A 14239-nucleotide genomic window follows, 5' to 3' on the forward strand; every position below is an offset into this window, starting at 1 on the left:
TAGAGCGGCCCAGGCTGGAACGGCGCGGACCGCGGAGGGTGACCACGAGGTGACGCAGGCGCGTCAGGGGTATTGCCCGAAGCACTTCCGGGTGAGAACATAGGCTTACCTGACCGTCGCGAAGGGTTGCCTGAATGTATGTATGTATCTGTGCAGCTACCAGCGACACCGAGCTGCTCGAGTACATCGACGACGGCGCGCGCACGGTCGAGGAGATCGGCGAGGCGTGCGGCGCCGGCACCAACTGCGGCGGCTGTGTCGACACGATCGACGTGTTCCTGGCGGCAGCGACCAGCCCCTCGGAGCTGTCCCAGCTCCCCATGACGGCTTAGGTGATACGACCGAATACCAAGGTCAGCCTAGGTTTGTGGTAGCCGGTCCTGCACGGATCGTGCAATTCGGGTGCCGCTAACCTGCCTCTCATGCGAGGCGACCCAGAGATCATCTCACTGCTCAACGAGCAGCTCACCAGCGAACTGACGGCGATCAACCAGTACTTCCTGCACGCCAAGATGCAGCAGAACTGGGGCCTGACGAAGCTCGCGGCCTACACGCGCTCCGAGTCGATCGACGAGATGCGGCACGCGGAGAAGATCACCGACCGCATCCTCTTCCTCGAGGGCCTGCCGAACTACCAGCGGATCTTCCAGCTGCGCGTCGGCCAGACCGTCCGCGAGCAGCTGCAGTCCGACCTGGCCATCGAGCTGGAGGTCGTCGAGCGGCTGCGCCCCGGCGTCACGATGTGCCGCTCCAAGGGCGACCACACGACGGCGAACCTCTTCGAGGAGATCCTCGCCGACGAGGAGCACCACATCGACTACATCGAGACCAACCTCGAGCTGATGGACAAGCTCGGCGAGCAGCTCTACCTCGCCCAGCTCGTCGACCAGCCGCCCAACCCGGGCTGATCCACCACCGCGCACTCCCACCACATTTCCGGAGCCCGCCCGCTGGGTCGCCTCAGCGGGCGGGCTCCGTCGTGGAAGGACGTGATCGCACCACGAATGACCGGCGGGGGGACGGGGCGGCGACAGCCGGCGTCGTGACGTGGCACGATCGGCGCGTGGCCGAACCATCTGGGCATACGGGATCGTCCCCGGACCGCCTGCGCGACCTCGCGCGGCTGCGGCGCGTCCGCGACCGGATCGACCGCGACTACGCGCAGCCGCTCGACGTCGAGGCCCTCGCCCGCGGCGTGCACATGTCGGCGGGCCACCTGAGCCGCGAGTTCCGCCGCGCCTACGGCGAGTCGCCCTACAGCTACCTCATGACCCGGCGCATCGAGCGCGCGATGTCGCTGCTGCGCCGCGACGACATGTCGGTCACCGAGGTGTGCTTCGCCGTCGGTTGCGCCTCCCTCGGCACGTTCAGCACCCGGTTCACCGAGCTGGTCGGGATGCCGCCCAGCGTGTACCGGCGCAGCCAGGGCGGCGCGACCGAGGGCATGGTTCCCTGCGTCTCCAAGCAGGTCACCAGACCGGTCAGGAATCGAGAAGCACCCGCGGCCGGGGCAGCCCTAGCGTGACGGGCATGGACGTCACCGACATCACCATCCACTCCAGCTTCCTCCCGCAGAACGACCCGGAGGCCGCGCTCGCGTTCTACCGCGACGCACTCGGCTTCGAGGTGCGCCTCGACGTCGGCTACGAGGGCATGCGGTGGATCACCGTCGGGCCCGTCGGACAGTCGACGTCGATCGTGCTCTACCCGCCGCAGGCCAGCCCCGGCCTCACCGACGACGAGAAGCGCGCCATCGAGGAGATGATGGCCAAGGGCACCTACGCCAGCGTCCTGCTCGCCACCAAGGACCTCGACGGCACCTTCGACAAGGTCCAGGCCACCGACGCCGAGGTCGTGCAGGAACCCACCGAGCAGCCCTACGGGGTACGCGACTGCGCGTTCCGCGACCCCGCGGGCAACATGGTCCGCATCCAGGAGCTGCGCTGACCCCGTTGCCCACCCGCGCGACCCCCGCCCGGCCCGTCCCGGAGGGGGTCGCGCCGTCCGTCCACACCTCGGAGGAGACCCGATGAGCACGGCCACGAGGACCGACGCCCCGACGGGCACCGACCACCCCGCGGACAACCACGACCTCATCCGCGTGCACGGCGCGCGCGTCAACAACCTCAAGGACGTCAGCGTCGAGCTCCCCAAACGACGCCTCACCGTCTTCACCGGCGTCTCCGGCTCCGGCAAGAGCTCGCTCGTGTTCCACACCATCGCCGCCGAGTCCCAGCGGCTGATCAACGAGACCTACAGCGCGTTCGTCCAGGGTTTCATGCCCAACCTGGGGCGCCCCGACGTCGACGTCCTCGACGGCCTGACCACGGCGATCATCGTCGACCAGCAGCGGATGGGCGCCGACCCGCGCTCCACCGTCGGCACCGCGACCGACGCCAACGCCATGCTGCGCATCCTGTTCAGCCGCCTCGGCACCCCGCACATCGGCTCGGCGCAGGCCTTCTCCTTCAACGTCGCCTCGATCAGCGGCGCCGGTGCCGTCACCATCGAGAAGGCCGGCCAGAAGGTGAAGGAGCGCCGCGAGTTCTCCATCACCGGCGGCATGTGCCCGCGCTGCGAGGGCCGCGGCTCCGTCAACGACATCAACCTCGCCGCGCTCTACGACGAGACGAAGTCGCTCAACGAGAGCGCCGTCATGATCCCCGGCTACAGCATGGACGGCTGGTACGGGCGCATCTTCCGCGGCTGCGGCTTCTTCGACCCCGACAAGCCCATCGCGAAGTACACCAAGCGCGAGCTGAACGACCTCCTCTACAAGGAGCCCACCAAGATCAAGGTCGAGGGCATCAACCTCACCTTCTCCGGGCTGATCCCGTCGATCCAGAAGTCGTACCTGTCCAAGGACATCGACGCGCTGCAGCCGCACATCCGCGCGTTCGTCGAACGCGTCGCCACCTTCACGACGTGCCCGGAGTGCGACGGCACCCGGCTGTCGGAGGCGGCACGATCGTCGACGATCAAGGGCATCTCCATCGCCGACGCCTGCCGGATGCAGATCAGCGACCTCGCCGCCTGGGTCCGTGACCTCGACGAGCCGTCGGTCGCGCCGCTGCTCACGACGCTGCGCCACACCCTCGACTCGTTCGTCGACATCGGGTTGGGCTACCTGTCGCTGGAACGCCCCTCCGGGACACTGTCGGGTGGCGAGGCGCAGCGCACCAAGATGATCCGCCACCTCGGGTCGTCGCTGACCGACGTCACCTACGTCTTCGACGAGCCCACCGTCGGCCTGCACCCGCACGACATCGCCCGCATGAACGACCTGCTGCGCCAGCTGCGCGACAAGGGCAACACCGTCCTCGTCGTCGAGCACAAGCCCGAGGCCATCGCGATCGCCGACCACGTCGTCGACATCGGCCCCGGAGCCGGCAGCGGTGGGGGAGAGATCGTCTTCGAGGGCACCGTCGAGGGCCTGCGGGCCAGCGCCACCCTCACCGGACGCCACCTCGACGACCGGGCCACCCTCAAGGACTCCGTCCGCACGGCGACGGGCGCCATCGAGATCCGCGGCGCCGACACGCACAACCTGCAGGGTGTCGACGTCGACATCCCGACCGGCGTACTCGTCGTCGTCACGGGCGTCGCCGGCTCGGGCAAGAGCTCGCTGATCCACGGCTCGGTCGCCGGCCGCGACGGCGTCGTCGCCATCGACCAGGGCGCCATCCGCGGCTCGCGGCGCAGCAACCCCGCCACCTACACAGGCCTGCTCGAGCCCATCCGCAAGGCGTTCGCCAAGGTCAACGGCGTCAAGCTCGCCCTGTTCAGCGCCAACTCCGAGGGTGCCTGCCCCAACTGCAACGGCAACGGCGTCATCTACACCGACCTCGCGATGATGGCCGGCGTCGCCACCCGGTGCGAGGTGTGCGAGGGCAAGCGCTTCGACTCCGCGGTGCTCGACTACCACCTGGGCGGGAAGGACATCAGCGAGGTCCTCGCGATGCCCGTGGCCGAGGCGGCCGAGTTCTTCGCCGCGGGCGAGGGCAAGGTCCCCGCCGCCCACAAGATCCTCCGACGTCTCGACGACGTCGGCCTCGGCTACCTCACCATCGGGCAGCCGCTCACGACGCTGTCCGGTGGTGAGCGTCAGCGGCTCAAGCTGGCGACGCACATGGGGGAGAAGGGCGGGGTCTACATCCTCGACGAGCCGACGACGGGACTGCACCTGGCCGACGTCGAGCAGCTGCTCGGCCTGCTGGACCGGCTCGTCGACGACGGCAAGTCCGTGATCGTCATCGAGCACCACCAGGCCGTCATGGCGCACGCCGACTGGATCGTCGACCTCGGCCCCGGCGCCGGCCACGACGGCGGCAGAATCGTCTTCGAGGGCACACCCGCCGAGCTGGTGGCCGACCGGTCGACCCTCACCGCGCAGCACCTGGCCGACTACGTGGGCGCCTGAGCCGACCGGCCCGATCTCTATCCGGCCGGGTCGTCGAACGCCTTGTCGTCGTCGAACGCCTTGTCGACGCGTTCCTGGGCGCGGTCGAGCGCCGAACGCGCCGTCGCCTGTGGTACCTCGGCGGCGAGGCGTTCGGCGACCTCGGACTTGCGGTGCGTAGTCAGGACCTTCTCCACGCTCGCCCGGAGCAGCCCGAGTGCACGTGCCGACTCGGTCGCCCCCACGCCCGCGTCGTCCAGCTCGACCAGGTACGCGTCGCGGTCGGTCTGAGCCGCCTCGACCGCTGCGCGTGCCTCGTCGAGGCGCGCCTGGCGGGCGAGCAGCTCGGACCGCTGGTCGTCGGAGAGGGGCAGCCCGTCCGCCCGGCCCAGATCGTCGTCGCTCGTCGCCATCGAGGGATGGTAGAGCCGCCGCGGACCTCGCGCTCCGCCTGACGGCAGCTCTCACCGACCCCGGCCGATCCGCCTGCACCACGGAGTGGGTGGAAATTATGACAGTTACGGCGTGGCCCGGCGGGGTCGGGAGAGCGGGATCCGTTGCTGCCCAAGGCTTCTCGGCGGCGACCTCTCGCCGTCATCGGCATGGCGGCCGTCCGGCGTCGGGTGTCACGGGATGCGCCGAGCTCGACATCAGGGTGCCGTCAGCGGCGTCGGCGGTCTCGCGTCGAACTCGATACAGGTGCCCGCCAGGCCCCTCTCGGCTTCGCCCATCAACATCCGATAATCGACGTTATGACATTATGACCGTCCTGAGCTGCATCGCGCTCTTCCCCTCTCTCATGGTCCAGGTTCGCAACGCGTACTCCAGAGGCAAGGGGGAAGTCCGTGCCGGACGTCGACAGGCCGCGCCCCTCGGTCGGTCAGCTCGCGGGTCGCTGTGCTCTGGTCCGGCCGTAGTCGGCCAGCGCGGTGAAGGCGGCCTTGGGTTCCCACGGCATCCCCGGGAAGGTGCTGCCGGTGGTGCCTTTCGGGAGCACCTTCACGATCCCGAAGCTGCCGAGATCGAAGTCCTGGTCAGGATCCTCCGACGTCGGTAGGTGCCGCGAGGCGAAGGTGTAGACGAACGCGGTGTCCACGCCGGCGGTGTCGTAGACCTCGAGGAGATCGAGCAGGTAGGCAGCCTGTTCGTCCTCGTCGCGCTCGACGACCTCGGTGAGCCCCGTGGCCCGGCCGCTGCGCTCGTCGTAGACGACGATGTCGCTGCGGCTGCCCCGGTCCGCGGCTCCGGTGAAGGCGGCGCAGCCGAACTCGGTGACGGTGAACGGCTTCCCCTGCGAGGTCATGGCCGCGAGGTTCGCGGGCAGGTCCGCGGCGTTGGCGGCGTCGCGGTAGCCGGCGTCGGTCGCGATGAAGTCGAAAGCCGCCCAGTCGACGCCCTCCAGTGGGAGCGACGCGTACGCTATCGGTCCGCTGAACCGCTCGCGGGCACCGGTGACCGCACGGGCGAGCAGGGCGGCGGTTCGTCGTCGCAGGTCGGGCAGGACCTCGCGGACCGCGGCCGGGTCGGCGAGGACGGCGGCCCGCTCGGTCAGGGTGCTGCCGGGCATGAGCCCGATCGTCATGAGGCTGATCTCCGAGCCGGTGAGGAACCGGACGTCGGCGCCGTCGCGTCGGACCCGCTCGGCGCGCTCGGCGGCGTCCAGGATGAACTCCAGCAGCTCCTCGCTGGTCAGGTCGTTGGTGAACGGGCAGTACCAGACCTCCAGGCCGACGGCTGCGGCGTGTCGTGCCGCGATCTCGAGGCGGTCGGCGACGCCACCGGTGATCCGGACGGCGTCGGCGCGCAGGTTCTCGCGGATGACCCGCATGTCCTCGGCGACGACGTCGGGGTCGAACGGTTCGTGTGTCGTGGTCCCGCAGTTGGTGAAGCCGGTGTCGTAGGTGACGCCCCATGCCCGCAAAACTGCCTCCTATTAGGTACGGTCAGTACCTTACTAGCACAGTTGGGTACGGTGCGTACCGTGAGCGGGCGGCGGCGAGGACCGGAACTGGAGCGGGCGATCCTGCACGCGGCTGCCGAGGAGCTGGCCACCTCCGGCTATGCGGGCATGACCATGGACAACGTCGCCCGGCGTGCCGGTACGAACAAGAACGCGATCTACCGGCGCTGGCCGCGACGCGCCGCCCTCGGCGTCGCCGCCTATCGCTACATCGCCGAATCTCGTACCCCTGAGGTGGACACCGGCGATCTCCGTGGTGACGTACTGGCGCTGCTGCGGCAGGTCAACGACACCTGGTCCTCACCGCGTGGGGCGATCCTGCGCGACCTACTGGCGGCCGCCGCCGACGAGCCGGCCCTCGTGGAGCTGCTCCGGGAGCAGGCCGGCGGTGACGCGATGAGCGCCGCCTGGTTCACGCTCCTCGGCCGGGCCGTCGCCCGCGGCGAGGCGCCGCCGGAGGCGGTTCATCCGCGTGTGGCGACGCTGCCGATGACGTTGGTCCGCGCCGAGTACGCCGTGCGCGGCGCCTCACGGCTCCCCGACCCGGTTCTCGTCGAGATCGTCGACGAGATCTTCCTGCCGTTGGTCCGCGGGCGCGGTCCGAGGAACTGAGCCGCCGCTGCCGGTTCGCTCCCCTGTCGTCGGGGCGCACGGACGGGGACGTCAGCGGAGGTCGGTGTACGCGAACCTGTACAGGTTCCAGTACGCTTTCGCGGGTGAGCATCCCCGAGGTCCTCTCGATCAGCGAGCTGCGCGAGCACCTGGCCGACGCGATGACGCAGGTGCGCGGGCCGTCCGGGTCGCCGGTGTACGCGGGGCGCCACCGCCGGGCCGAGGTCGTCCTCCTCTCCGCGGACCGGTACGCCCAGCTGCTGGCCGACGAGCGGCGCGCCGCCGTCGCCGGGGCGATCGGCTCGACCCGGGCCGAGGGGCTCCAGCTGAGTGAGGTCGGCGAGGCCGTCATGCGTGAGGTCGCCGACGGTGACCTCACCTACGACGAGGCCCGCGCCCGGTTGCTGGCCCACTACCGGCGCTGATCGTCGGTATCCGTGGCGGACTGGGATCCGTGTCTGGATCTCGGGACCGGGGTGCTGCTCAACCGGCTGGGGATCACCGACCCTGCGGTGCTGAGCCAGGCCGAGGCCGACATCGCGACGAACGCGCTGGCCGAGCTGGCCCGGCACCCTGTGCGGGGCTACTACGATCTCGCGCACCTGCAGGCCGTCCACCGGTTCGTGTTCGGCGACCTCTACCCGTGGGCCGGTGAGCTGCGCACGGTCTCGCTGGGCAAGGCCGGGCACATGTTCTGCCCGCCCGAGGACATCGCGCGCCGCGGTGGGCAGGTGTTCCTCGCCCTCGCCGCCCGCGACCACCTTCGCGGCCTCGGCCGGGAGCCGTTCCTCGACGAGCTGACCGAGCTCCTCGCCGCGCTGACCTTCCTGCATCCGTTCCGCGAGGGCAACGGCCGGACGCAGCGCGCGCTGCTCGCCCAGCTGGCCCGCGACGCCGGGCACCGGCTGGACTGGTCGACACTGGACGCCGACGAGAACACCTTCGCCTCCCGCGCGGCCCACGACGGCAACCCGAAACCGTTGCGGGCCATGCTCGACCGCCTGTCGACCAGCTCGTAGCGACGCCGGGGCCCTCGGCGCCGACCGCAGGGCACGGGCCGAGCCCCGCGGTCAGCGCGACGGTAGGTGCCGGACGACGGCGACCGGGCAGGCCGAGGTCCGCAGCAGCTCACGGACGACGGGGGCGGCGGGCCCGTCGAGGCGCCGGCCGCGCGCCCCGACCCCGACGACGACGAGCGCGGCACCGTGGGAGAGCTGCGGCAGCACCCGCGTGGCGTCCTCGGCCCGGGCGACGTGCTCGACCGGCGGACCGACCGCGGAGACGGTCTCGTCGAGCGGGACCTGCGCCGTCCCGGAGTGGACGACGACGAGCGGCGCGGTGCGGACCGCCGCGGCGTCGGCGGCGAAGCGTCGGGCGGCGCTGCCGGCCGCGGACCCGTCGGCGGCGACGATCACCGGCGCGCCGGGACGACCTGCGTGGTCGAGGTCCCCGCGGACGACGACGACCGGCGACATGGCGATCGCGGTGACGGCGACGGCCATCGACCCGGACAGGAAGGCGCCCACCCGCCCTCTCCCCCGGGTCCCCACGACGAGCACCCCGGCCCACTCGGACTCGGCCATCAGCACGAGCGGGGCGGAACCTCCGCGGAGCTCCCGGACGATCTCCAGGCCGGGCGCGACCTCGGCCGCGACCTGCGCGGCGTCGGCGAGGGCCTCGGCAGCCGCGCCGGTGAGGGCGTCACGGGTGCGGGTGGGGGCGACCTGTTCGACGCCCATGGGCTGCAGCATCGGCGACATGGCCGCGGCGACGAGGCGCAGCGGTCCCCCGCGGCGCACCGCCTCGCCCGCGGCCCAGCGGGTGGCCTGCAGCGAGGCGGGTGAGCCGTCGACGCCGACCGCGACGGACCTGCGGATGTGGGCGATGATCTCGTTGACCACGGGGCGCCCTCCCGGTGAACGGTGCAGGCTCCCGGACTACCGCAGATCGGTCCGCGCCGCCACCCCCGAGGGTGTCAGCTCCGTGCCGGACACGCACGAGTTCACCGGCGAGCCGGTCGTGCTGATCGAGCGTGCGGTCACACCGCCGGTCAGGACCGCGAACCGGTGGCCCGTAGCGCTTCGGTGAGCTCGGCGGCGTAGGCGTCGAGCCGCGCCGCCAGCTCGGCCGGGCGGCTCAGCGCGACGAGATGACCCCCCGCCATCTCGTCGACCTCGATCCCGAGCCGGTCGGCGACCTGGGCCTGCTGGAACGCCAGCGGGAAGAACCGGTCGTCGCGGCCCTGCAGGAACCGCGTCGGCACGTTCGGCCAGGCGTCGAGCGGCCACGGGAGCGCGAACGGCGTCGCGGTCTGTTCCGGGTCGCCGCGCTCCTCGGCCGCGACCCGCACCGCGTCGGGGACGTCGTGGAAGAACGCGGCCATGACATCCCCGGGGTCGTCGCCGTGGCGGGCCGCCTCGGCCTCGCGGGCCTGGTCGAAGCCGGTGTTCGTCCACCACTCGCCCGGTGTCTCCCCCGGCCGCGGCACCATCGCGTTGAGCAGCACCAGCATGTCGACGGGGGCGCGCGCCGCCACGAGCGTGGCGGTCAGCCCACCCATCGACTGCCCGACGACGACCGTGCGCCCACCCGCCGGCGGCAGCGCGGCCAGCACGACCTCGGCGTACTCGTCGAGGCCGGCCCGCTCGTCGCCCGCGGGGAGGTCCATGGTCACCGCGTCGTGACCGAGCGCGCGCAGCTGCGGCACGAGCAGATGCCAGAACCACGCCTCCCCGCCCGCCCCGGGGACCAGCACGAACGTCGTGGGCGTGTCGTCGGTCATGTCGGTGCTCCTCGCCGTCGCCGTCACCGCTGTCACCTCCTACGACGACGGGAGGGCCCGGAACTCATCGGTCAGGCGGCGGTCATCGTCTGGACCGACAGCTGCGGGCCGGGAGGGTCGCCGGCGCAGCCCATGCCCTCCATCGGCACGAACATCGACGCGGTCTCCCCCGGCGGGTAGACCCGCAGGCCACGCACCGCGGTCGGCTTGCAGACGGCCGCGTCGAAGTTGGCGACCTGCACGAACTGCACCTGCGCCTGCGAGGACCTCCCGGGCGCCATCGAGATCTCCGGCCCGTGCGGCCCGTTCATCACCGCGGCCGGGCCGACCTGGTGACCGTCGTCGCCCGCTACGTAGGAGACACCGGGGAAGCCGGTCAGCTCGCACGTGCGGCTGCCCTTGTTGGTGAAGACGAGCGGCCGGTACACCGATCCGGCGCCGGCGTCGCCCTGGCCGAGGGTCAGGGTCAGCTCCGCCGACGTGCAGCGCGGCACCCCGGCCGCGCCTCCCCCGTCGGCCTGGCTGCCGGTGCCGGCCCCGGAGTCGGCGGCGGGCATCGTCACCGCGGTGGCGCCCGGCGCGGCCGTGGTCGCCGCCGGTGCAGCCGTCGTCGTGGCCGGTGTGCCGCCGTTGACCTCGTCGGTGCCTCCGGAACATCCGGCCAGCACGGCCGTGGCCGCGACGGCTGCCAGAAATGTCCCGATTCGCTTGTCGCGCATACGCATCGCGCTCTCCCCCGTCTGATCGTCCTTCACTGACAACGACGTGCGGCGCGACGAAAGGTTGCTCCCACACGTCGAACGGTTGGGCCGAACATCGCATCCCATGATCGTCCGACCGGTCCCGGCGCAGCGTAGCCACCGGATTAGGGTCGGCCATCGTGAGCGTCGGTGACCTGCTGCTGTTGCTCGTCGCCGGGTTCGGGGCGGGACTGTCGGGGTCGATGGCGGGGCTCGCCTCCCTGTTCTCCTACCCGGCGCTGCTCGCCGTCGGGCTGCCGCCCACGACCGCGAACATGACGAACACCGTGGCGCTCATGGCCGCCACGATCGGGTCGGTGGCGGGGTCGCGTCCCGAGCTCGCGGGCCAGGGGCACCGGGTGCGGACGATGGCGCCGATCGTCGTCGGCGGGGGCGCGGTGGGGGCGGGGCTGCTGTTCCTGACCCCACCGGGCGGGTTCGAGAAGGTCGTGCCGTTCCTGGTCGCCGGGGCATCGGCGGTGTTGCTGCTCCAGCCGTGGATCAGCGCGGCCGTCGCCCCGGAGGCGGGTGCGGAGCCGTCGCGACGGTCCCGGGTCCTGGTGCTGGCGGCGATCGGGCTGGTCGGGGTCTACGCCGGCTACTTCGGGGCCGCGGCGGGCGTGCTGATCCTGACGTTGCTGCTGATCGGGCTGCCGCTGTCGCTGCTGCAGGCCAACGGTCTCAAGAACGCGCTGCTGGGGCTGTCCAACGGGACCGCGGCGATCGCGTTCGCGTTCCTCGGCGACGTCCGCTGGGTCGCGGTGGCGCCGATGGCGATCGGTGTGCTGGCCGGGTCGTGGGTGGGACCGGCGCTGGCCCGGCGCATCCCGACGACGCTGCTGCGCACCGGGATCGGGCTGGCGGGCATCGGGCTGGCGATCACGCTGGCGATCGACGCGTTCTAGCAGCGCGCTCCTCGCGCTCAGCGCCGCCCGGTCCCGGCCGTGACCGCCCCCGTCGTGGCGCCGCCGTGGCGGCGCAGCCAGTCGTCGAGGCCGCGCTGGATCGTCGGCAGGTCGGGACGCTTGGCGGGCTCGTTGCGCATCGCGGACTTGAGCAGCGACAGGTGCGCGCTGCGCCGCGGCAGGTGGCTGAGCTTGGCCCCGGCCGCGGCCGCCCGCAGGCCCGACACCGCGTCGGGGTGGCCGCCGCGGGGCGGGAACCCGGCGAGGGCGTAGGAGACCGTGGCCGCGAGCTGCCAGCAGTCCGACCCCGGGCTGGCCTTCTTCCCGCCGGCGACCTCGGGCGCGAGGTAGTCGGGCGTGCCGAGGACGTAGCCGGCCATGGTCAGGGTGGCGTCGCCGGTGCGGCGGGCGATGCCGAAGTCGATGAGGTGGGCGACGCCTGCGGGGTCGACGATGACGTTGCCGGGCTTGACGTCGCGATGCAGGACGCCGCGGGTGTGGGCGGCGTGCAGGGCACCGGCGACACCGGACCAGACGCGGGCGGCGGCGACGTCGTCGAGCGGGCCGCGCTGCTGCACCAGCTCACCCAGCGAGGAGCCCTGCACGTACTCCATGACGATGACCATGCCGTCGAGCCCCGCCAGCCCGGGGTCGCTGCGGGCGTGCACGAGGTCGAGGATGCGCACGCAGTTGGGGTGGCGCACGGCGGCGAGCGCGGCGGCCTCGCGGCGGATGCGTTCCTCGGTCTCGGCGTCGGGCGCGTGCGCGGCCTTGAGGGCGACGGTCATGCCGAGCTTGGCGTCGTGGGCGAGCACGACCCGTCCGAACCCCCCGGCGCCGATGCGCCGGATCGGGGAGAACCGGTTGCCGCGCACGGGACGCTGCACCGCGGCCGCCGGGAACACCGGCGGCGGCACGGGCGCGCCGCCGGTGGGGGCGGGTGCGACGAGGGTGCGCGGCGGCGGGACGCGGGTCTGCGTCGACGGCGGCCGCACGGGCGGGGGCACGGGCCGGGACTGTGCGGCCGGGTCGTGACGCTGTGCCGGGTCGTGGCGCTGGGCCGGGACGGGCTGGGCCCCGCGCGTCCCGGCGCCCCGCCGGTCGGCGGCGGGCCCGGGATTGAGTGAGCGGGCGACGACGTCGGCCCGGGGCGCCCCGACCATGGCGGTGAGCACGACGCCGACGAACGCCCCGATGCTCACACCGATCCACAGGTGCTGCGACGACCCGGCCGGGGTACCGACGGTGACCAGCGCGAGGGCGAGGAACGGCAGCCAGAAGAACCGCGACGGCCACGCCGGCCCGCGGCGCAGGGCGAGGCGGACCTGGGCGAGGACGAACAGCGTCGCGACGATCGGGGCGACGACGAGCAGCACGACGGCGAGCCCGAGCCGGACCGGGTCGGCGGGGTCGAAGGCGTCGCCGACCGTTCCGGCGCCGAGATACTGCGACTGCGCACCGGCGACGCACACCTGGGTGCCGAGGTTGCCGGCCTGGGCGGTGGTGAGGCCGGGGACGTCGCCCCCGGCCGCGGCGGCGGAGAACACCCGCCCGACGGCGGAGAACGCGAGCAGTGGCAGCAGCCCGCACGTGACGATCCCGATGAGTGCGAGCGCGCCGCCCTGGGCGGCGTTGTAGCGGGAACCGATGCGCTTGCGCAGGAGCGCGACACCGACGGTGCCGACCGTGGGCAGCAGGCCGACGGCGATGCCGAGGACCGTGGTGGCCCACGCCCAGGGGCCCGGGCACACGTCGGGGCCGATGCTGCGCAGGTTGTTGAGCAACCCGGCCAGAACCGCGGCCAGCGTGTCCACGACTCCCCGCCCTCCCCCGGTCCGTCCCGTCCACTATGTCAGGCGCCGGCTCCGGGGCGGCGCACCGCACGCCCCGCAACCGTCGGTGCTGCCCGTCAGTGGCCGTGCGGGCGCCACCCCGGCCGGCCGGACGTCGAACCCGGCGCGGAAGGGGCGGCGCACGCGCCGGGGGTGCAGGCTGAGGTCACGCCCCCGCCCGATCCCCCGCCGAAGGAGCCTCCCGTGGGCCTCACCCGCACCTACGGACCGCTGTCGCCGACCGCGCCCGACACCGTCAACTACGTGATCGACGGACCGCCGCACAAGCTGCTCGCCCACCCCTTCGAGCGACGGGTCCGGGCGGAGTTCGCCGGACGCACGATCCTCGACACCCGCGACGGGCTGCTGCTGCACGAGACCGCGCTGCTGCCGGTGCTGTACGTGCCGTTCGCCGACCTCGACGCCGACGTCCTCGTCGAGTCGGAGCACACGACGTTCTGCCCGTTCAAGGGCGACGCCGCCTACCACTCGCTGCGCGTCGGCGACCGGGTCGCCGAGAACGCCGTCTGGTCCTACCCGCAGCCCCGGCCCGCGGCGCCCTGGCTGGCCGGGCGCGCCGCGCTGTACTGGACGGCGTGCGACGCCTGGTTCGACGAGGACGAGCAGGTGTACGCCCACCTCACCGACCCGTACACGCGCGTGGACATCCGGCCGACGAGCCGGCACGTGCAGGTCCGCCACGGCGACGTCGTCGTCGCGGAGAGCCGGACCGCGACGCTGTTGTGCGAGACCGGGTTGCCGTGGCGCTGGTACCTGCGCGAGCAGGACGTGGTGGTGCCGCTGGAGCCGAGCCCCACCCGCACCCGCTGCCCCTACAAGGGCGAGGCGTCCTACCGCGGGGTGCGGCTGCCCGACGGGCGACTGCTGGAGAACGCCGCGTGGACCTACCCGGACCCGCTGCCGGAGTCGGCCCGGATCGCCGGGCTGCTGTCGTTCGACCACGAGGAGCTGACGGTCGTCGCCGACGGACTCACCGTCTGACTCACCG

16 protein-coding genes are annotated in these 14239 nt (G+C 72.4%); 10 read left to right on the forward strand and 6 right to left on the reverse strand.

The annotated features are described in order from the left end of the window. The first annotated feature begins 134 nt into the window (after positions 1-134). The 5 genes from PSU4_RS01635 to PSU4_RS01655 all read left to right on the forward strand — a co-directional run bounded on the left by PSU4_RS01635 (position 135) and on the right by PSU4_RS01655 (position 4420). Positions 135-332 (forward strand): (2Fe-2S)-binding protein, encoded by a 198-nt coding sequence (locus PSU4_RS01635; RefSeq protein WP_147102005.1) that lies wholly within the window; start codon positions 135-137, stop codon positions 330-332. A 90-nt stretch (positions 333-422) separates the two neighbouring features. Beyond that, positions 423-908: a bacterioferritin gene (bfr, locus tag PSU4_RS01640; protein ID WP_147102007.1), complete on the forward strand. Its 486-nt coding sequence runs from the start codon at positions 423-425 to the stop codon at positions 906-908. Positions 909-1063: 155 nt separating this feature from the next. Continuing rightward, a complete protein-coding gene (locus PSU4_RS01645; RefSeq protein WP_186816690.1) occupies positions 1064-1525 on the forward strand; it encodes a helix-turn-helix transcriptional regulator in 462 nt (153 codons plus the stop codon). Positions 1526-1530: 5 nt separating this feature from the next. Next, positions 1531-1947: a VOC family protein gene (locus tag PSU4_RS01650; protein ID WP_147102009.1), complete on the forward strand. Its 417-nt coding sequence runs from the start codon at positions 1531-1533 to the stop codon at positions 1945-1947. 82 nt (positions 1948-2029) lie between these two features. Beyond that, entirely contained in the window at positions 2030-4420 is a 2391-nt protein-coding gene (locus PSU4_RS01655) for an ATP-binding cassette domain-containing protein (RefSeq protein WP_147102010.1), read from the forward strand. Between the two features lie 17 nt (positions 4421-4437). On the opposite strand, the gene PSU4_RS01660 is transcribed toward PSU4_RS01655, so the two are convergent. Both PSU4_RS01660 and PSU4_RS01665 read right to left on the reverse strand, forming a co-directional pair. Continuing rightward, complete coding sequence (locus PSU4_RS01660; protein ID WP_147102012.1) at positions 4438-4812, reverse strand: hypothetical protein; 375 nt, start codon at positions 4810-4812, stop codon at positions 4438-4440. A gap of 467 nt (positions 4813-5279) precedes the next feature. After that, a complete protein-coding gene (locus PSU4_RS01665) occupies positions 5280-6320 on the reverse strand; it encodes a glycoside hydrolase family 113 protein (protein ID WP_147102013.1) in 1041 nt (346 codons plus the stop codon). Positions 6321-6371: 51 nt separating this feature from the next. Between PSU4_RS01665 and PSU4_RS01670 the strand changes: the two genes are divergently transcribed. The 3 genes from PSU4_RS01670 (at position 6372) to PSU4_RS01680 (ending at position 7990) form a co-directional block, all read left to right on the forward strand. Continuing rightward, on the forward strand, positions 6372-6971 hold the full coding sequence (locus PSU4_RS01670; protein WP_373866025.1) for a TetR/AcrR family transcriptional regulator: 600 nt from the start codon (positions 6372-6374) through the stop codon (positions 6969-6971). A gap of 104 nt (positions 6972-7075) precedes the next feature. Beyond that, positions 7076-7396, forward strand: coding sequence for an antitoxin VbhA family protein (locus tag PSU4_RS01675; protein WP_147102017.1), 321 nt, complete (start codon positions 7076-7078; stop codon positions 7394-7396). A gap of 12 nt (positions 7397-7408) precedes the next feature. Next, positions 7409-7990, forward strand: coding sequence for a Fic/DOC family protein (locus PSU4_RS01680; RefSeq protein ID WP_147102019.1), 582 nt, complete (start codon positions 7409-7411; stop codon positions 7988-7990). Positions 7991-8041: 51 nt separating this feature from the next. On the opposite strand, the gene PSU4_RS01685 is transcribed toward PSU4_RS01680, so the two are convergent. The 3 genes from PSU4_RS01685 to PSU4_RS01695 form a co-directional block, all read right to left on the reverse strand. Further along, complete coding sequence (locus PSU4_RS01685) at positions 8042-8872, reverse strand: universal stress protein (RefSeq protein ID WP_186816691.1); 831 nt, start codon at positions 8870-8872, stop codon at positions 8042-8044. A gap of 149 nt (positions 8873-9021) precedes the next feature. Next, the gene (locus tag PSU4_RS01690; RefSeq protein ID WP_147102023.1) at positions 9022-9753 is read right to left on the reverse strand and encodes an alpha/beta fold hydrolase; all 732 of its coding nucleotides are present in this window, start codon (positions 9751-9753) and stop codon (positions 9022-9024) included. 71 nt (positions 9754-9824) lie between these two features. After that, on the reverse strand, positions 9825-10478 hold the full coding sequence (locus PSU4_RS01695) for a DUF4232 domain-containing protein (RefSeq protein ID WP_147102025.1): 654 nt from the start codon (positions 10476-10478) through the stop codon (positions 9825-9827). A 155-nt stretch (positions 10479-10633) separates the two neighbouring features. Between PSU4_RS01695 and PSU4_RS01700 the strand changes: the two genes are divergently transcribed. Then, positions 10634-11398 carry a sulfite exporter TauE/SafE family protein gene (locus tag PSU4_RS01700; protein WP_147102027.1) on the forward strand — a complete coding sequence of 255 codons (765 nt, stop codon included), beginning with the start codon at positions 10634-10636 and terminating at the stop codon, positions 11396-11398. 17 nt (positions 11399-11415) lie between these two features. Here PSU4_RS01700 and PSU4_RS01705 read toward each other — a convergent pair whose 3' ends face one another. Then, positions 11416-13212, reverse strand: a complete 1797-nt coding sequence (locus PSU4_RS01705; protein ID WP_147102029.1) for a serine/threonine-protein kinase — start codon at positions 13210-13212, stop codon at positions 11416-11418. 222 nt (positions 13213-13434) lie between these two features. Between PSU4_RS01705 and PSU4_RS01710 the strand changes: the two genes are divergently transcribed. Next, positions 13435-14232 (forward strand): DUF427 domain-containing protein, encoded by a 798-nt coding sequence (locus PSU4_RS01710; RefSeq protein WP_147102030.1) that lies wholly within the window; start codon positions 13435-13437, stop codon positions 14230-14232. Positions 14233-14239: the final 7 nt, after the last annotated feature.

The organism is Pseudonocardia sulfidoxydans NBRC 16205, assembly GCF_007989085.1.
GTDB classification, from domain to species: Bacteria; Actinomycetota; Actinomycetes; order Mycobacteriales; family Pseudonocardiaceae; genus Pseudonocardia; species Pseudonocardia sulfidoxydans.